The following is a 15,507-nucleotide window of genomic DNA, read 5'->3' as shown; positions in this document are numbered from 1 at the left end:
CAGCACAAGCTGCCGATGAAGACCCGTTTCGTGACTCGTGAGGGTGGTGACGTCTGATGGCGATCGGTTCGAAGGACCTGACCCCGTCCGACCTCGACGGCATGGACAACGAGCGCCTCGCCGAAGAGCTGTCCAAGGCCAAGGCCGAGCTGTTCAATCTCCGGTTCGCCTCGGCGACCGGTCAGCTGGAGGATCACGGACGCCTCAAGGCCGTGCGCCGGGACATCGCCCGGATCCACACGATCGTGCGCGAGCGTGAGCTCGGCATCCGTACCGCTCCGAGCAGCCAGGAGTCGAAGTGAGCGAGCAGAACATCACCACTGTCAGCCAGCGCCCCCAGCGCAAGGTCCGCCGCGGCTATGTCGTCTCGGACAAGATGAACAAGACCGTCGTCGTCGAGGTCGAGGAGCGCTACAAGCACTCCCGTTACGGCAAGGTCCTGCGTCGGTCCAAGAAGGTCAAGGTCCACGACGAGCTCAACGAGGCTCATGTCGGTGACCTCGTCCAGATCATGGAGACCCGGCCGCTGAGCGCCACCAAGCACTGGCGCCTTGTCGAGATCATCGAGAAGGCCAAGTGACCCGGCGCTGAGCGCCGGACACCGACGACGCCGCAGCCGCCCGCACTCGGGCCGGCTGCGGCGTCGTCGTGATGACGAGAACCCGTGCGGCGAGGCGGTGAGCAAAGGCACAAGAGGAGTGCGGTCGCTCGGCTTTCTCGCCATGACGACGCTGCACTAGAGTGATGGGGTTGCGTGCGCCCACGGTGCGCCTCCAGAGACCTCGCGCCCTGTGCGCCTGTGTCTGGCGGGCACGAGCGCCGAGGACTCCACTCGCCCCGGCGGGCAGAGAAGTGCGCAAGACAAGAAGGAACGTTCGGCTAGGCTCGCGCCCCGCTGTGTGCGGTGGGCGAGAACCGGCTCGACGACAGGAGAACACCCAATGATCCAGCAGGAGTCGCGACTGAAGGTCGCCGACAACACCGGTGCCAAGGAGATCCTGTGCATCCGTGTGCTCGGCGGCTCGGGTCGGCGCTATGCGGGTATCGGCGACACGATCGTCGCCACCGTGAAGGACGCCATCCCAGGCGGCAACGTCAAGAAGGGCGACGTCGTCAAGGCGGTCGTCGTGCGCACCACCAAGGAGCGCCGGCGGCCCGACGGCTCGTACATCCGCTTCGATGACAATGCGGCCGTCATCCTCAAGAACAACGATGGCGAGCCCCGCGGCACGCGCATCTTCGGCCCCGTGGGCCGCGAGCTTCGTGAGAAGAAGTTCATGCGCATCGTGTCGCTCGCCCTGGAGGTGATCTGACCATGGCACGCGTCAAGAAGGGCGATCAGGTCATCGTCATCGCAGGCAAGGACAAGGGCAAGACGGGCCGCGTGCTCAAGGTCCTGCCCGAGGTCGACCGCGTCGTGGTCGAGGGCGTCCAGCGTGTGACCAAGCACGTCAAGGCCGGTCAGACCGCCCAGGGAGCGCGCACCGGCGGGATCGAGACCGTCGAGGCCCCGATCCACGTCTCCAACGTCATGCTCGTCGACCCCAAGACCAAGCAGCGCACCCGCGTCGGCTTCCGTGTCGAGGAGGGCGAGCGCCCCAACGGCCGCAAGCGCACCGTCCGCGTGCGCTACGCCAAGAAGTCCGGGGAGGACCTGTGACCATGGCTGAGAACACCACCCCCCGCCTCAAGGCGAAGTACATCGACGAGGTGCGCCCCGCCCTGCGCACCGAGTTCGAGCACGACAACATCATGGAGGTCGGCGGCATCGTCAAGGTCGTCGTCAACATGGGTGTGGGCGAGGCCGCCCACGACTCCAAGATGATCGAGGGTGCCGTGCGCGACCTCGCGGCGATCACCGGGCAGAAGCCCCAGATCACCAAGGCCCGTCGGTCGATCGCGCAGTTCAAGCTGCGTGAGGGACAGCCCATCGGCGCGCACGTCACGATGCGCGGCGACCGCATGTGGGAGTTCCTCGACCGCCTCATCTCGATCTCGCTGCCCCGCATCCGCGACTTCCGCGGGCTGTCGCCCAAGCAGTTCGACGGCAACGGCAACTACACCTTCGGCCTGACTGAGCAGGCCGTGTTCCACGAGATCGACCAGGACAAGATCGACCGCGTGCGCGGCATGGACATCACCGTGGTGACCACGGCCAAGACAGACGAGGAGGCCCGCTCGCTGCTCAAGCAGCTCGGCTTCCCCTTCAAGGAGAAGTGACATGGCGAAGACCGCTCTCATCGAGAAGGCGAACCGCAAGCCGAAGTTCGGTGTCCGTGCCTACACGCGCTGCCAGCGCTGCGGCCGTCCGCACTCGGTCTACCGCAAGTTCGGCCTGTGCCGCATCTGCCTGCGTGAGATGGCCCTGGCGGGCCAGCTCCCCGGCGTGAGCAAGTCCAGCTGGTAAGAACTTACGTCGCAGGTCCGCTGAGGAAACCACGACGAGGAAGGGCCAAGGCCCACTCATGACTATGACAGACCCGATCGCAGACATGCTGACCCGTCTGCGCAACGCCAACAACGCCTACCACGACAGCGTCTCGATGCCGTCCTCGAAGCTCAAGGTGAACATCGCCGCGATGCTCAAGGCCGAGGGCTACATCGTCGACTACACGGTCACCGACGCCGAGGTGGGCAAGACGCTCACGCTGAGCCTCAAGTACGGGGCCAACCGCCAGCGGGCCATCCAGGGCCTCAAGCGCGTGTCCAAGCCCGGCCTGCGCGTCTACGCCAAGTCCACGAACCTGCCCAAGGTCCTCGGAGGCCTCGGGGTGGCCATCTTGTCCACCTCCTCCGGCCTCCTGACCGACAAGCAGGCGGAGTCCCGAGGCGTGGGCGGCGAAGTGCTCGCCTACGTCTGGTGAGAGAAGGAACGGAGGACAACCATGTCTCGCATTGGACGGCTTCCCGTTCCGGTTCCCGCCGGAGTGGACGTCACCATCGACGGCAATGACGTGACGGTCAAGGGCCCCAAGGGCACCCTGTCCCGCACGATCTCGGCGCCGCTGAGCGTGACCCGACAGGAGGACGGCACCATCCTGGTGACCCGCCCCGACGACGAGCGCGAGTCGCGCTCGCTGCACGGCCTGTCCCGCACGCTCATCAACAACATGATCGTCGGCGTCACCGAGGGCTTCACCAAGCGCCTCGAGATCGTCGGCACCGGTTACCGGGCCGCGCAGAAGGGCACGGGTGTCGAGCTCTTCCTGGGCTTCTCGCACACCGTCGTCGTCGAGGCCCCTGAGGGCATCACGCTGACGGTCGACGGCAACCTCAAGATCGCCGTGTCCGGCATCTCCAAGGAGCAGGTCGGCGAGGTGGCCGCGAACATCCGCAAGATCCGTCCGCCGGAGCCCTACAAGGGCAAGGGCGTGCGCTACGCCGGCGAGAACGTGCGCCGCAAGGTCGGAAAGGCTGGTAAGTGACGATGGCTTACTCGATCAAGAGGGGCAAGACGAAGTCGATCGCCCGCAAGATCCGTCACAGGCGCGTGCGCAAGCGCATCAACGGCACCGCCGAGCGGCCCCGTCTCGTTGTCACCCGGTCCAACCGCCACATGGTGGCCCAGGTCATCGACGACACCATCGGGCACACCCTGTGCTCCGCCTCCACCCTCGAGCTGCCCGCGGGCAGCGTCGAGGGCCACAAGGTCGGGGCCGCCCGCCGGGTCGGCGAGCTCGTTGCCGAGCGCGCCAAGGCCCTGGGCATCGAGGCGGTCGTCTTCGACCGCGGTGGGAACAAGTACCACGGCCGTGTCGCGGCCGTCGCCGACGGCGCCCGCGAGGGCGGCCTGACGCTCTGAGCCAGACGACGAGAAAGCAGAGGAATATCTATGGCTGCTCCGCAGCGAGACAGGTCCGCGTCGTCCGACGGCTCGGCCCAGCGCGACACCGACCGCGGTGAGTCCCGCGGCCGTCGCGACCGCAACGACCGCCGCGACCGCAACGGCCGCGGCTCCGACGACAAGTACATCGAGCGCGTCGTCACCATCAACCGTGTATCCAAGGTCGTCAAGGGCGGCCGCCGCTTCACCTTCACGGCGCTGGTCGTCGTCGGTGATGGCGAGGGCACCGTGGGCGTGGGCTACGGCAAGGCCAAGGAGGTCCCCTCGGCCATCGCCAAGGCCGTGGAGATCGCGAAGAAGAACTTCTTCCACGTCCCGATGATCCGCCGCACCATCCCGCATCTCGTGCAGGGCGAGGACTCCGCCGGGGTCGTCCTCCTGCGCCCGGCCTCCCCGGGTACCGGTGTCATCGCCGGCGGTCCGGTGCGCGCCGTGCTGGACTGCGCCGGTGTCCACGACATTCTGTCCAAGTCGCTCGGCTCCTCCAACGCCATCAACATCGTGCACGCCACGGTGGACGCGCTCAAGCAGCTCGAGCAGCCCGAGGCGGTCGCGGCTCGCCGCGGCCTGCCCCTGGAGGACGTCGCACCGCAGTCGATGCTGCGGGCCCGGGCCGAGGGCGAGGCCGACAAGCGCGCCGCGGCCGAGAAGAAGGAGGCCGACAAGGCCGCTGAAGGAGTGGGTGCGTGATGGCTCAGTCAGCTGAGAACACGAGGCAGCTCAAGGTGACCCAGGTCCGCTCGGGCATCGGCGGAACGCACCGCCAGCGCGAGACCCTCAAGTCCCTCGGCCTGCGCAAGATCCGCCAGTCCGTCGTCCGCGAGGACACCCCGTCCGTGCGCGGCATGATCGCCACGGTGGCGCATCTCGTCACCGTTGAGGAGGCCTGAGATGGCTGACACCACGAACAACGAGGGCGCGAGCCAGGACAAGGTGCAGGTCGTCAAGCTGCACCACCTCCGTCCGGCGCCGGGCTCCAAGAAGGCCAAGACCCGTGTGGGTCGCGGCGAGGCCTCGAAGGGCAAGACCGCCGGCCGCGGCACCAAGGGCACCAAGGCCCGCTACCAGGTGCGTCCCGGCTTCGAGGGCGGGCAGATGCCGCTGCACATGCGGCTGCCCAAGCTCCGCGGCTTCACCAACCCCAACCGGGTCGAGTACCAGCCCGTCAACGTCGGTCGTATTGCCGAGCTGTTCCCGGCCGGCGGAACCGTGACGGTCGAGGACCTCGTCGCCAAGGGCGCCGTGCGCGGCGGCCACCTAGTCAAGGTCCTGGGATCGGGCGACATCAGCGTCGCCCTGCAGATCACCGCCGACGCCTGGTCGGCCTCCGCCAAGGAGAAGATCGAGGCGGCCGGCGGCACGATCTCCGCGCGCTGAACGAGACGCCACGGCAGTCAGGCCGGCGGGCCCCGGTCGGGACGAGCACCTGCTCACCCGGCCGGGGCCCGATCGTGCTCCCGTGCCGGTGGCGCCTGGTGCCTCAGACCGCTCCCGGTCGCCATCATGCTGCGACGCCCGGTGTTTCTCGCCGCAACCATACTGCCGCGCCCGTGGCGCCCGGTGTTTCTCGCCGCCGCCCGTGCCGGTCGGCGCGGTCGTATGGTGACCGATCCCCCGTTGCGAGGGAGTCACGGGCCTGAGCGCTCCGAGCCCGGCAGGGTAGGGTGGCCCACGGCGCTGCCTTGCGCCAGGCGTCCGCACGCCCCCTGGCGGGTCGACGCCCCGGACCACACCCACAGCTCACAGGAGACCGAGTGCTCAGCGCGTTCATGCAGGCGTTCAAGACGCCTGACCTCAGGAGCAAGCTTCTGTTCACCTTGGGCATCATGGCCCTGTTCCGGTTCGGCTCGATGCTGCCCACGCCCGGTGTCGACCTCGCCAACGTGGAGGTCTGTGTCGGGGAGTCCCAGGACGCCGGGCTCCTGGGACTCATCAACATCTTCTCCGGCGGGGCTCTGCTCCAGCTGAGCGTCTTCGCCCTGGGGATCATGCCCTACATCACCGCCTCGATCATCATCCAACTGTTGCGCGTCGTCGTGCCCCGCTTCGAGGAGCTCCACAAGGAGGGCCAGTCGGGCACCGCCCAGCTGACCGAGTACACCCGCTACCTCACCATCGGCCTGGGCCTGCTCCAGTCGGCCACGATCGTGGCCACGGCGGCCAGCGGCAACCTCTTCCCGGGCTGCTCGGTGCCGGTGGTCCCCGACGACTCCCCGCTCGCCCTGGCGCTCATGATCGTCACGATGACCGCAGGCACCGGCCTGATCATGTGGCTCGGCGAGCTGATCACCGAGCGCGGGATTGGCAACGGCATGTCGCTGCTCATCTTCACCTCGATCGTGGCCTCGATGCCCCAGAACCTCTTCTCGATCGCGGCCGGCAACGCCGGCTTCGGCAAGCTCGCCGCCGTCGTCGGCGTCATCCTCGTGGCCACGGTCGCCGTCATCTTCATCGAGCAGGCCACCCGCCGCATCCCCGTCCAGTACGCCAAGCGGATGATCGGTCGGCGCCAGTACGGGGGCTCGACGACCTACATCCCGATCAAGATCAACACCTCCGGCGTCATCCCGGTCATCTTCGCCTCCTCGATCCTGGCGATGCCCCAGCTGATCGCCCAGTTCGGCGACCCCGCCTCGGGCTGGGTGCAGTGGGTCGTCAACAACCTCCAGCAGACCGACACGATCTACCTCCTCGGCTACGGCCTGCTCATCGTGTTCTTCACCTTCTTCTACACCGCGATCACCTTCAACCCCGAGGAGATCGCCGACAACATGAAGAAGTACGGGGGCTTCATCCCCGGCGTGCGGGCGGGGGAGCCCACCGTGCGCTACCTGACCTACGTCATCAACCGGGTGACGACCGCCGGCGCGGTCTACCTGCTCGCCCTGGCCCTCGTGCCGACCGTGGCGGTCATGTGGATGGGACTGGCGCAAAACCTGCCCTTCGGAGGCACGACCATTCTTATCATGGTCGGTGTCGGTCTCCAGACGGTCAAGGAGATCAACTCCCAGCTCCAGCAGCGCCACTACGAAGGGTTCCTCTCATGAGCGTACGTATCGTCCTGCTCGGTCCACCCGGGGCGGGCAAGGGCACTCAGGCGGCCCGCCTGTGCGGACAGCTGGCCGTCCCGGCCATCTCCACCGGCGACATCTTCCGCTCCGGCGCCCTGGGCAACACCGAGGCGGGGCGCCGGGCCAAGGCCCATATGGACAAGGGGGAGTACGTTCCCGACGTCATCACCAACGCACTGGTCGAGGAGAGGCTCTCGCGCCCCGACGCCTCCCAGGGCTTCCTCCTCGACGGCTATCCCCGCACCGAGGCCCAGGTCCGCGAGCTCGACGCCATGCTGGAGCGCTCGGGCGCGAGCCTCGACGCGGTCGTCGAGATCACCCTCGAGGACAGCACGGTCGTCGAGCGGCTGCTCAAGCGCGCCCAGGACCAGGGCCGGGCCGACGACACCGAGCCGGTCATCCGGCACCGTCTCGAGGTCTACGCCGAGCGGACCGCGCCCCTGGCGGCCATCTACGCCACCCGCGGGCTACTCGTCCGCGTCGACGGCAACGCCGAGGTCGACGAGGTGGCCGACCGCATCGTCTCGGCACTGGGGGCACGTGGCCTGAGCGTGTGACGCGGCGGTAGGCGCGGTCCCGGCCGCACCCGCCCGCGCCGCCCCGTCCTGTGCCCGCCCCGCTCACCGACCCGCGCCCCGACGGACCAGGAGGCCCCGTGCTGTCGCGCACCCGCATCCAGATCAAGACACCCGACGAGGTCCGCCTCATGCGCCGTGCGGGCCTCGTGGTGGCTGACGTCCACGCGGCGCTGCGCGAGGCCGTCCGCCCAGGTGTGACCACCGCCGAGCTCGACGCCGTGTGCGCGGCCGTCATCGAGTCCCGGGGGGCGCAATCCAACTTCCTGGGCTACCACGGCTTCCCGGCCACGGTCTGCGTATCGGTCAATGACGAGGTCGTCCACGGCATCCCCGGTCCGCGGGTGCTGCACGAGGGGGACCTCGTCACCTTCGACTGCGGGGCCTACATCATCGAGGACGGCGTCCAGTGGCACGGCGACGCCGCCTTCACGACGGTGGTCGGCGGCCGCTACGCCTGCGAGACCGACCGCCTCCTGGACGCGACGACCAACGAGGCGCTGTGGGCGGCGATCGCCGCGGTGGCACGGGGCGCAGCCGGTCAGGTCGAGGGCCGGGGCGCCCGGATCAACGCCGTGGGCGACGCGGTCGAGGGCGTTGTCGAGGCCGCCGCCGAGCGCACGGGCCTGCGCCTGGGGATCCTCCAGGAGTATGTCGGTCACGGGATCGGCACGCAGATGCACATGGACCCCGACGTGCTCAACTACTCGGTGCGGCGCCGGGGCCCTCGACTGCGGCCCGGGATGGTCCTGGCCATCGAGCCGATGCTCACCTCGGGCTCGGCGGAGGTGCGCGAGCTCGACGACGGCTGGACGGTGGTCACCTGCGACGGCTCGCGCGCGGCCCAGTGGGAGCACACCGTGGCGATCGTCCCCGGAGGGGTGTGGGTCCTGACCGCCCCCGACGGTGGCGTCGAGGGCCTGGCGCCCTTCGGGCTCGAGCCCCGTCCCCTGACCTGAGACGGCCCTCTTCGGGCGCCGGGCGCGGGCTACGGCGGCCCGGCGTGTGCGGTGCCCTGCCCATCGTCTACAGTCCTGCCATGATCGACAGCGCCGTCGACCCTCCGTGCGACCCCACGACCATCCTGCCCCGGCCCCGCCTGCTGCGCCCCGCCGACGGAGTCCTCGAGCTGCGCCGCCTCACCCCGCTGCTGTGCGCCCACGGCGCCGAGCCCGCCGCCGAGTGGCTCGCCCAGCGGCTGCGTGATGGCCTGGGCTGGGGCGCGGGAGCCGACCTCCTGCCGTTGCGCGGCCCCGGCCCCGAGGGCTTGGCGCTGCGCCTCCTGCTCGACCCGGCAGTTAGTGGCGGTCCCGAGGACTACCGCCTGACCATCAACGCCTCCGGGGTCGAGGTCCGTGGCGCCGGCCCCCGCGGCGTCCTGCACGGCGTCCGCAGCCTGCTCGCGCTCCTGCCCCCGCGGGCCTTGGCGGTCGACGGCGCCTCGTGGAGCGGGGCGCCGCAGGGGCGGGACCCGGTCCTGGCCCGCCTGCCCCACCTTGTCATCGAGGACGGGCCCCGCCTGGCCTACCGCGGGCTCATGCTCGACGTCGCCCGCTCCTTCCTGCCGGTGGCCGACGTCTGCGCGATCGTCGAGGCCGCGGCCCTGGCCAAGATCAATGTTTTGCACCTCCACCTGGTCGACGACCAGGGGTGGCGCCTGGAGATCACCAACGAGGGGCGCCACCCCGAGGACACGATCGACTACACGGCCCTGACCCGCATCTCGGGCGGCACGGCCGTCGACGGCGGGGGATACGGCGGCCGTCCCGGCCGCACCGGCTGGTACACGCAGGCCGACTACCGGCGCATCGTGGCCTTCTGCCGGTCCCGCGGGGTCGAGGTCGTCCCCGAGATCGACGTGCCCGGGCACGTCGGCGCCGCCCTGCACGCGGTGCCCGAGCTGTGCACCCCCGGGTCCTCCCACGCCGCCAGCCCTCTCGAGCCGGTGGCCCCCGCTGACGGCTCGACCGCGGTGGGGCGCTCCTACCTCGACCCCGCCTCCGCTGCCACCCGCCGGTTCCTGCACCACGTGCTCGGCCAGGTCGCCGCCCTCGACCCGGCCGGAGAGCGCATCCACCTGGGCGGCGACGAGCCCTGGGCGATGGCCGAGCGCTACGGGATCGGGCCGGGCTCTCCCTACGCCGAGCTCCTGACCCACGCCCAGCAGATCGTGAGCGGGCTGGGACGCGAGCCGATGGGGTGGAATGAGGCCGTCTCGGCCGGGGGCGGGGCGGGGATCCTCCAGCTGTGGCATGCCGGGCCCCAGGAGCGCGCGGCGCTGGTCCGGGCCGCCCAGGAGGGCGCGCGCCTGGTCATGTCTCCCGCGACGCGCACCTACCTCGACCAGAAGTACGACCCCTCCAGCCCCATCGGACTGACCTGGGCGGGAGCCATCGACGTGCCCGCGGCGCGGGACTGGGACCCCGACGTCGAGCTCGACAACCTGCCTCCGACGGCACTCCTCGGGGTCGAGGCGCCCCTGTGGTCCGAGACGGTGCGCAGCCGCGCTGACGCCGAGTGGCTCATCTTCCCCCGCCTGCTCGCCACCGCCGAGGTCGGCTGGAGCCCCGCGCCCCGGGGGGCCCGGCCCCAGGAGCCCGGGAAGACCAGGGTGTCCGGGAAGACCGGGGAGACGACAGCCTTCCTCCGGCGCTGCGCCGCCTGGGGGCCGCGGATGGCGGTCATGGGAACCGCCTTCCACCGCGCAGCCTCCGTCCCCTGGGCGGCTTTCGGGCCGGTCGACGGCGAAGGGCTGCCCGGGGACGAAGAGACCTGACCCGCGGGTGTGGCCGGAAACACCGGAACTGTGCGCCATCGGGCGTGGTGAGCCGCGGCGGGGCTGCCGTATCCTTGTCAGTCGGTGCGCCCAACGGCCCGGCGCGCCTGCGTGAGCATCGGCCCCTCGGTGTCGGCTCCGGAGGCGGGCTCGACGGCGCACGGTCCGGCGGCGTCGTCGTTGGACGAACTCGAGCGAGTAGCACCGATGGAGGAACATGGCAAAGAAGGACGGAGTCATCGAGGTCGAGGGATCGGTCGTCGAGGCCCTTCCGAACGCGATGTTCCGGGTGGAGCTGAGCAACGGGCACGTCGTGCTCGCGCACATCTCCGGCAAGATGCGGCAGCACTACATCCGCATCCTCCCCGAGGACCGCGTGGTCGTGGAGCTCAGCCCCTACGACCTGTCCCGCGGCCGCATCGTCTACCGGTACAAGTGACAGTCCTCCCCGCAGCGGGGATGACGGAGGAACATCATGAAGGTCAAGCCGAGCGTCAAGAAGATCTGTGACAACTGCAAGGTGATTCGTCGCCACGGCCGTGTCATGGTCATCTGCGAGAACCCGCGGCACAAGCAGCGCCAGGGCTGAACCGCCCGCGCGCCGGTGGCCGCCCGCGGGCGGCCACCCGTCAAGCACCCGACTCAGCGCTCACAGCCGTGTGCGCAACCCCCGGTTCCTGGAGGCCGGGGCCGCCCAGGACAAGGGCGGAGGGGATGGGTGACGACCTCCGGGAGCACACAGGAGAACCACACCGTGGCACGTATTTCCGGCGTCGACCTGCCTCGCGACAAGCGAGTCGAGGTCGCGCTCACCTACATCTTCGGGATCGGGCGCACCCGTGCGCAGGAGACCCTCGCGGCCACCGGGGTCAGCCCCGACACCCGCGTCAAGGACCTCACCGAGGAGGAGCTGGTCAAGCTCCGCACGCATATCGACTCCAGTTATCAGGTCGAGGGTGATCTGCGCCGCGAGGTCCAGGCCGACATCCGCCGCAAGATCGAGATCGGCTGCTACCAGGGCCTGCGCCACCGTCGGCACCTCCCGGTGCACGGCCAGCGGACCAAGACTAACGCGCGCACCCGCAAGGGCCCCAAGCGCACCGTGGCCGGCAAGAAGAAGGCCAAGTAAGCAGTAGTCCACCCCGGGCACGGCCGCCCGACGTGGAACGACGACCTCACCTGAGAAGAAGGAAGAATGCCTCCCAAGACCCGCACTGCCGTGCGCAAGCCGCGCCGCAAGGACCGCAAGAACGTCACGCACGGCCACGCCTACATCAAGTCCACTTTCAACAACACGATCGTGTCCCTGACCGACCCGACCGGCGCCGTCATCGCCTGGGCCTCCTCGGGCCAGGTCGGCTTCAAGGGGTCCCGCAAGTCGACCCCCTACGCCGCCCAGCTGGCGGCCGAGGCCGCTGCGCGCCGCGCCCAGGAGCACGGCATGAAGAAGGTGGAGGTCTTCGTCAAGGGCCCCGGCTCGGGCCGTGAGACCGCGATCCGCTCGCTGCAGGCCGCCGGCCTCGAGGTCGGCTCCATCACGGATGTCACCCCTCAGGCCCATAACGGCTGCCGCCCGCCTAAGCGCCGCCGCGTCTGAGACGGCTTGAGGCTCGACGGCGCCCGGCATGACGCGGGGCGCCGTCGGGTCTCCGGGTCCGCCCCACCGGGGGCGGACCGGTCGCGTGAGCGGGCCGTGTCGACACGGCCGCGCGTGACCGCCCCATGAGGAACGGCGTCATATATCGGGCGCCGCGACGAAAGGAAACCGAGTGCTCATCGCACAGCGACCCACGCTCTCCGAGGAGGTCATCGAGGAGGACCGCCGCTCGCGGTTCGTCATCGAGCCCCTCGAGCCCGGATTCGGCTACACGCTCGGCAACTCGCTGCGCCGAACGCTGCTGTCGTCCATCCCGGGCGCCGCCGTGACCTCCGTGCGCATCGACGGCGTGCCCCACGAGTTCCGCACGATCGCGGGGGTCAAGGAGGATGTCACCCAGATCATCCTCAACATCAAGGAGATCGTCCTGTCCTCGGAGAACGACGAGCCGGTCGTCATGTACCTGCGCAAGTCGGGTCCGGGGGTTGTGGCCGCCGGCGACATCACCCCGCCAGCGGGCGTGGAGATCCACAACCCCGAGCTGGTCATCGCCACCCTCAACGAGAAGGGCAAGCTCGAGATCGAGCTGACGGTCGAGCGCGGTCGCGGTTACGTGTCCGCCAACCAGAACAAGGACCCCAACGCCGAGATCTCCCGGATCCCGGTGGACTCGATCTACTCGCCGGTCAAGAAGGTCTCCTACGCCGTGGAGGCCACCCGTGTCGAGCAGCGCACCGACTTCGACCGCCTGGTCGTCGACGTCGAGACGAAGGCGTCGATCACCCCGCGCGACGCGCTGGCCTCGGCCGGCAAGACCCTCGTCGAGCTGTTCGGCCTGGCCCGCGAGCTCAACGTCGAGGCCGAGGGCATCGAGGTCGGCCCCTCGCCGATGGACCAGGCCCTCCAGCAGGACCTCGCCCTCATGATCGACGAGCTCGACCTGCAGGCGCGTTCCTCCAACGCGCTCAAGCGCGAGGGCATCCACACCGTTGGTGAGCTCGTCGCGCGTAGCGAGGCGGACCTGCTCGACATCCGCAACTTCGGTGCGAAGTCCATCTCCGAGATCAAGGAGAAGCTGGCCGAGCTGGGGCTGTCCCTCAAGGGATCCCCGGTCGACTACGTCGCGGACGACGACTACACCAACCCCACCTTCAGCGACGAGGCGCAGGCCTGAGGCCGCTCGTCAATCCACTAGGAGACAACCATGCCCCGCCCCACCAAGGGTCCCCGCCTCGGCGGCTCGGCCCAGCACCAGCGGCACATGCTGGCCAACCTGGCCACGCAGCTCATCGTCCACGAGTCGATCACGACCACTGAGGCCCGCGCCCGCCGCCTGCGCCCCTACGTCGAGAAGCTCATCACGAAGGGCAAGCGCGGCGACCTCCACGCCCGGCGCACCGTCATGAAGAAGGTGACGGACAAGTACGCCGTCTACCGGCTCTTCGAGGAGCTCGCCCCCCAGTTCGAGGGGCGTGACGGCGGCTACACCCGCATCGTCAAGACCCTGCCGCGCAAGGGCGACAACGCCCCGATGGCGGTCATCTCCCTCGTCCTGGAGCCGGTGGCCACCAAGGAGGTCGTCGCCGACGCCGTCGACACGGCCACCCGCGCCGCGCGGAAGGCGGCCGAGAAGGCTGTGGCTGACAAGGCGGCCGACGAGGACAAGACGGCCGACGAGGGCGAGGCTGCGGCTGAGGAGGCCGTGCAGGACGAGGCGCCGGCCGAGTACGCCGGTGCGGTCCGCCTGGACGAAGGCACGACCGAGGCCCCCGATGAGGACCACCGTGTCAAGGGCAACAAAGACTCGATGAAGTACCACGTCCCCGGCTCACGCTGGTACGACGCCACCGTCGCCGAGGTCTGGTTTGCCAGCGCCGAGGACGCCGAGGCGGCGGGCTTCGCCCCCGCAGGCGGGGCGAGCGCGCAGAAGACCGGCAAGTGAGCCGGTCGGCTTCGTGAGCGCCAACAGATCACGGATCAACACGGGCGGATCCTGAGCGGATCGCGCACCCGGGGCCGGGGCCCCTCCCGCAGACGGCGGGAGGGGCCCCGGCCTTGTGTGTGCCCGTGCCCGTGCCCTGCCCGGCCGACTTGTCCAACCCACCGCGACAGGTGTTTTCGTCAAGACCGTGTCGCGCAAAAGCACAGGCTATTCCTGTGAGCGGTGGGAGGGTTCACACAGGTTGGTGTGCATGAAGCGCCCGGCGGGCTTCCCAGGCCTGCGTCCTGCGGCTACGGTGGGGGTGTTACTCCTCCGTAACCGAGACCCCTGGAGTCCCCATGACAGACGCGACACCCGACCGTACAGCGTCCCGCCGCCCCGTTCGGCGTGCCCTCGCCTCCCTGGCGGCGGGACTCCTGGCCCTGCCTCTGGGCTGGGCCGCACTGACCCCGGCGCCCGCCGCCGCCGACGACGCCGTCACGGTGGACTCCGTGACCGTCACCTCGAGCAAGGCCGAGGCGTGGGCCACCATCGACCTCGTCGCCAACTGGCACGCCGTCGACCCGGAGGCCGGACAGACCTTCACCATCGAGCTCGGCGAGGGGCTGCGCTGGCCCCCTGGACTCAGCTTCTCGCTGGTCGACTCCGACCGCCCCGAGGTCGCCGTCGGTGACTGCACTGCCTCACAGGGCGATGCGACCCTGACCTGCACGCTCAACACCGAGGTGGACCAGTGGGACCGTCTTGACGGCACCCTGACCGCGCGTGCGCAGATCACCGGCGACCTCATCGGCTCGACCACGACCACGATCGTGGTCGGCGGCACGACCGTTGAGGTCGTTCCGGGCGATTTAGACGGCGACGGGGTGTGCGACACCACCTGCGACGGGGTGATCCCCGAGCAGGCCGAGCCGGTGACCCGCAAGACCGGCTGGCTCAAGAGGCCACCGACTCCGGCTTCTTCGTGTGGCGCTGGGACGTCAACGTGACGGGGTCGACCGAGTACACGGTGACCGACCCGGGCACGACCCTGTCCAGCGTGCGGTGCACTGACACCGACTGGTCGGAGGGCCGACCGGTTCAGCCGAGTCTCGACGCCAACACCGGTGCACTGACCTGGACGGTGGACTCCACCGACACGGTGTGCCGGGTGCGCTTGACCTCGACCTCGACGACCGGGACGGCGCAGAACGTGGCCACCGTCAACGGGGTCGACCACACGGCGACGGCTCAGGCCACGGCGCTGGGCTCCGGTCAGGTGACCGGGGCGGCGAACCCGACGCCCTCGGCCACAGCCTCGAGCCCCTCCACGACCGATGTCCCGACCGACACGGCGACTGACACTGCGACCGACACGACGTCGAACGCCGCGCCGAGCGCCTCACAGCCCCAGCTGACGGTGACCGCCGGGGGCTCGACGACCACGACCACCCCGCGCAACCCGCAGCTGGCTCGTACGGGCTTGGCCGCCGGGAGCGTGGCGCTGGTCGCGATCGTCCTGACCGCCGCCGGTGGCGCCGGGCTGTACATCGTGCGCCGCCGCGCCTGAGCCCTACCCTCGACATGGGGCGGGGGGGGCCCCCACGGGGGCGCCCCCCCCCCTGGGGGTTGGGGGGGGGGGCGCGGGGCCGGGACGCTCCCGACGGGCTCGTCGCCCTCGCCGCCGCGATACCTGCCGGGGACATGGGCGAAGGCGGCATGG

24 protein-coding genes are annotated in these 15,507 nt (G+C 69.9%); all 24 read left to right on the top strand.

Annotation, left to right across the window (positions count from 1 at the left end):
* Positions 1-56 precede the first annotated feature (56 nt).
* The 24 genes from rpmC to Q4C85_RS01945 all read left to right on the top strand — a co-directional run bounded on the left by rpmC (position 57) and on the right by Q4C85_RS01945 (position 15,354).
* Entirely contained in the window at positions 57-302 is a 246-nt protein-coding gene (gene rpmC, locus Q4C85_RS02060) for a 50S ribosomal protein L29 (protein WP_126382254.1), read from the top strand.
* Positions 299-580 (top strand): 30S ribosomal protein S17, encoded by a 282-nt coding sequence (gene rpsQ, locus Q4C85_RS02055; RefSeq protein ID WP_303139054.1) that lies wholly within the window; start codon positions 299-301, stop codon positions 578-580. Before rpmC ends, rpsQ begins: the two co-directional genes overlap by 4 nt.
* A gap of 361 nt (positions 581-941) precedes the next feature.
* Positions 942-1,313 (top strand): 50S ribosomal protein L14, encoded by a 372-nt coding sequence (gene rplN, locus Q4C85_RS02050; protein WP_126382252.1) that lies wholly within the window; start codon positions 942-944, stop codon positions 1,311-1,313.
* A gap of 2 nt (positions 1,314-1,315) precedes the next feature.
* Positions 1,316-1,660 carry a 50S ribosomal protein L24 gene (gene rplX, locus Q4C85_RS02045; protein WP_303139052.1) on the top strand — a complete coding sequence of 115 codons (345 nt, stop codon included), beginning with the start codon at positions 1,316-1,318 and terminating at the stop codon, positions 1,658-1,660.
* 2 nt (positions 1,661-1,662) lie between these two features.
* Positions 1,663-2,220: a 50S ribosomal protein L5 gene (gene rplE / locus Q4C85_RS02040; protein WP_303139050.1), complete on the top strand. Its 558-nt coding sequence runs from the start codon at positions 1,663-1,665 to the stop codon at positions 2,218-2,220.
* A gap of 1 nt (position 2,221) precedes the next feature.
* Positions 2,222-2,407 (top strand): type Z 30S ribosomal protein S14, encoded by a 186-nt coding sequence (locus Q4C85_RS02035; RefSeq protein ID WP_126382249.1) that lies wholly within the window; start codon positions 2,222-2,224, stop codon positions 2,405-2,407.
* 58 nt (positions 2,408-2,465) lie between these two features.
* The gene (gene rpsH / locus Q4C85_RS02030) at positions 2,466-2,864 is read left to right on the top strand and encodes a 30S ribosomal protein S8 (protein WP_126382248.1); all 399 of its coding nucleotides are present in this window, start codon (positions 2,466-2,468) and stop codon (positions 2,862-2,864) included.
* Between the two features lie 21 nt (positions 2,865-2,885).
* On the top strand, positions 2,886-3,425 hold the full coding sequence (gene rplF, locus Q4C85_RS02025) for a 50S ribosomal protein L6 (protein ID WP_303139045.1): 540 nt from the start codon (positions 2,886-2,888) through the stop codon (positions 3,423-3,425).
* 2 nt (positions 3,426-3,427) lie between these two features.
* Positions 3,428-3,802 (top strand): 50S ribosomal protein L18, encoded by a 375-nt coding sequence (rplR, locus tag Q4C85_RS02020; protein ID WP_303139043.1) that lies wholly within the window; start codon positions 3,428-3,430, stop codon positions 3,800-3,802.
* Between the two features lie 30 nt (positions 3,803-3,832).
* Positions 3,833-4,534, top strand: coding sequence for a 30S ribosomal protein S5 (gene rpsE / locus Q4C85_RS02015; RefSeq protein ID WP_303139041.1), 702 nt, complete (start codon positions 3,833-3,835; stop codon positions 4,532-4,534).
* Positions 4,534-4,734 carry a 50S ribosomal protein L30 gene (rpmD, locus tag Q4C85_RS02010; protein WP_303139039.1) on the top strand — a complete coding sequence of 67 codons (201 nt, stop codon included), beginning with the start codon at positions 4,534-4,536 and terminating at the stop codon, positions 4,732-4,734. Before rpsE ends, rpmD begins: the two co-directional genes overlap by 1 nt.
* Position 4,735: 1 nt before the next feature.
* Entirely contained in the window at positions 4,736-5,221 is a 486-nt protein-coding gene (gene rplO, locus Q4C85_RS02005; protein WP_303139037.1) for a 50S ribosomal protein L15, read from the top strand.
* A gap of 377 nt (positions 5,222-5,598) precedes the next feature.
* On the top strand, positions 5,599-6,891 hold the full coding sequence (gene secY / locus Q4C85_RS02000) for a preprotein translocase subunit SecY (RefSeq protein WP_303139035.1): 1,293 nt from the start codon (positions 5,599-5,601) through the stop codon (positions 6,889-6,891).
* Complete coding sequence (locus tag Q4C85_RS01995) at positions 6,888-7,472, top strand: adenylate kinase (RefSeq protein WP_303139033.1); 585 nt, start codon at positions 6,888-6,890, stop codon at positions 7,470-7,472. Before secY ends, Q4C85_RS01995 begins: the two co-directional genes overlap by 4 nt.
* A 98-nt stretch (positions 7,473-7,570) precedes the next feature.
* Positions 7,571-8,449, top strand: coding sequence for a type I methionyl aminopeptidase (map, locus tag Q4C85_RS01990; RefSeq protein WP_303139031.1), 879 nt, complete (start codon positions 7,571-7,573; stop codon positions 8,447-8,449).
* 80 nt (positions 8,450-8,529) lie between these two features.
* Positions 8,530-10,266: a family 20 glycosylhydrolase gene (locus tag Q4C85_RS01985; RefSeq protein ID WP_303139030.1), complete on the top strand. Its 1,737-nt coding sequence runs from the start codon at positions 8,530-8,532 to the stop codon at positions 10,264-10,266.
* Positions 10,267-10,483: 217 nt separating this feature from the next.
* Positions 10,484-10,705 (top strand): translation initiation factor IF-1, encoded by a 222-nt coding sequence (gene infA / locus Q4C85_RS01980; RefSeq protein WP_003781847.1) that lies wholly within the window; start codon positions 10,484-10,486, stop codon positions 10,703-10,705.
* Positions 10,706-10,741: 36 nt separating this feature from the next.
* Entirely contained in the window at positions 10,742-10,855 is a 114-nt protein-coding gene (gene rpmJ / locus Q4C85_RS01975; RefSeq protein WP_005987264.1) for a 50S ribosomal protein L36, read from the top strand.
* A 165-nt stretch (positions 10,856-11,020) separates the two neighbouring features.
* Entirely contained in the window at positions 11,021-11,395 is a 375-nt protein-coding gene (gene rpsM, locus Q4C85_RS01970; RefSeq protein WP_303139028.1) for a 30S ribosomal protein S13, read from the top strand.
* A 66-nt stretch (positions 11,396-11,461) separates the two neighbouring features.
* Positions 11,462-11,863, top strand: a complete 402-nt coding sequence (rpsK, locus tag Q4C85_RS01965; RefSeq protein ID WP_126382238.1) for a 30S ribosomal protein S11 — start codon at positions 11,462-11,464, stop codon at positions 11,861-11,863.
* Positions 11,864-12,035: 172 nt separating this feature from the next.
* A complete protein-coding gene (locus Q4C85_RS01960) occupies positions 12,036-13,037 on the top strand; it encodes a DNA-directed RNA polymerase subunit alpha (RefSeq protein WP_126382237.1) in 1,002 nt (333 codons plus the stop codon).
* A gap of 30 nt (positions 13,038-13,067) precedes the next feature.
* Positions 13,068-13,805 carry a 50S ribosomal protein L17 gene (gene rplQ / locus Q4C85_RS01955; RefSeq protein ID WP_303139025.1) on the top strand — a complete coding sequence of 246 codons (738 nt, stop codon included), beginning with the start codon at positions 13,068-13,070 and terminating at the stop codon, positions 13,803-13,805.
* 338 nt (positions 13,806-14,143) lie between these two features.
* Complete coding sequence (locus Q4C85_RS01950; RefSeq protein ID WP_303139023.1) at positions 14,144-14,794, top strand: Ig-like domain-containing protein; 651 nt, start codon at positions 14,144-14,146, stop codon at positions 14,792-14,794.
* The gene (locus tag Q4C85_RS01945; RefSeq protein ID WP_303139021.1) at positions 14,791-15,354 is read left to right on the top strand and encodes an LPXTG cell wall anchor domain-containing protein; all 564 of its coding nucleotides are present in this window, start codon (positions 14,791-14,793) and stop codon (positions 15,352-15,354) included. The genes Q4C85_RS01950 and Q4C85_RS01945 overlap by 4 nt, the downstream gene beginning before the upstream one ends.
* Positions 15,355-15,507: the final 153 nt, after the last annotated feature.

Source organism: Actinomyces sp. (assembly GCF_030524025.1).
GTDB lineage: Bacteria > Actinomycetota > Actinomycetes > Actinomycetales > Actinomycetaceae > Actinomyces.
Note: the sequence above shows the minus strand (reverse complement) of the source record. Positions and strands in the feature narration are given on the sequence as shown.

Bases quoted from the DNA above. Each gene is read 5' to 3' on its own strand.
- rpmC (WP_126382254.1), top strand. From the start codon at position 57: ATGGCGATCGGTTCGAAGGACCTGACCCCGTCCGACCTCGACGGCATG.
- rplN (WP_126382252.1), top strand. From the start codon at position 942: ATGATCCAGCAGGAGTCGCGACTGAAGGTCGCCGACAACACCGGTGCC.
- rplX (WP_303139052.1), top strand. From the start codon at position 1,316: ATGGCACGCGTCAAGAAGGGCGATCAGGTCATCGTCATCGCAGGCAAG.
- rplE (WP_303139050.1), top strand. From the start codon at position 1,663: ATGGCTGAGAACACCACCCCCCGCCTCAAGGCGAAGTACATCGACGAG.
- Q4C85_RS02035 (WP_126382249.1), top strand. From the start codon at position 2,222: ATGGCGAAGACCGCTCTCATCGAGAAGGCGAACCGCAAGCCGAAGTTC.
- rpsH (WP_126382248.1), top strand. From the start codon at position 2,466: ATGACTATGACAGACCCGATCGCAGACATGCTGACCCGTCTGCGCAAC.
- rplF (WP_303139045.1), top strand. From the start codon at position 2,886: ATGTCTCGCATTGGACGGCTTCCCGTTCCGGTTCCCGCCGGAGTGGAC.
- rplR (WP_303139043.1), top strand. From the start codon at position 3,428: ATGGCTTACTCGATCAAGAGGGGCAAGACGAAGTCGATCGCCCGCAAG.
- rpsE (WP_303139041.1), top strand. From the start codon at position 3,833: ATGGCTGCTCCGCAGCGAGACAGGTCCGCGTCGTCCGACGGCTCGGCC.
- rpmD (WP_303139039.1), top strand. From the start codon at position 4,534: ATGGCTCAGTCAGCTGAGAACACGAGGCAGCTCAAGGTGACCCAGGTC.
- rplO (WP_303139037.1), top strand. From the start codon at position 4,736: ATGGCTGACACCACGAACAACGAGGGCGCGAGCCAGGACAAGGTGCAG.
- Q4C85_RS01995 (WP_303139033.1), top strand. From the start codon at position 6,888: ATGAGCGTACGTATCGTCCTGCTCGGTCCACCCGGGGCGGGCAAGGGC.
- Q4C85_RS01985 (WP_303139030.1), top strand. From the start codon at position 8,530: ATGATCGACAGCGCCGTCGACCCTCCGTGCGACCCCACGACCATCCTG.
- infA (WP_003781847.1), top strand. From the start codon at position 10,484: ATGGCAAAGAAGGACGGAGTCATCGAGGTCGAGGGATCGGTCGTCGAG.
- rpmJ (WP_005987264.1), top strand. From the start codon at position 10,742: ATGAAGGTCAAGCCGAGCGTCAAGAAGATCTGTGACAACTGCAAGGTG.
- rpsK (WP_126382238.1), top strand. From the start codon at position 11,462: ATGCCTCCCAAGACCCGCACTGCCGTGCGCAAGCCGCGCCGCAAGGAC.
- rplQ (WP_303139025.1), top strand. From the start codon at position 13,068: ATGCCCCGCCCCACCAAGGGTCCCCGCCTCGGCGGCTCGGCCCAGCAC.
- Q4C85_RS01950 (WP_303139023.1), top strand. From the start codon at position 14,144: ATGACAGACGCGACACCCGACCGTACAGCGTCCCGCCGCCCCGTTCGG.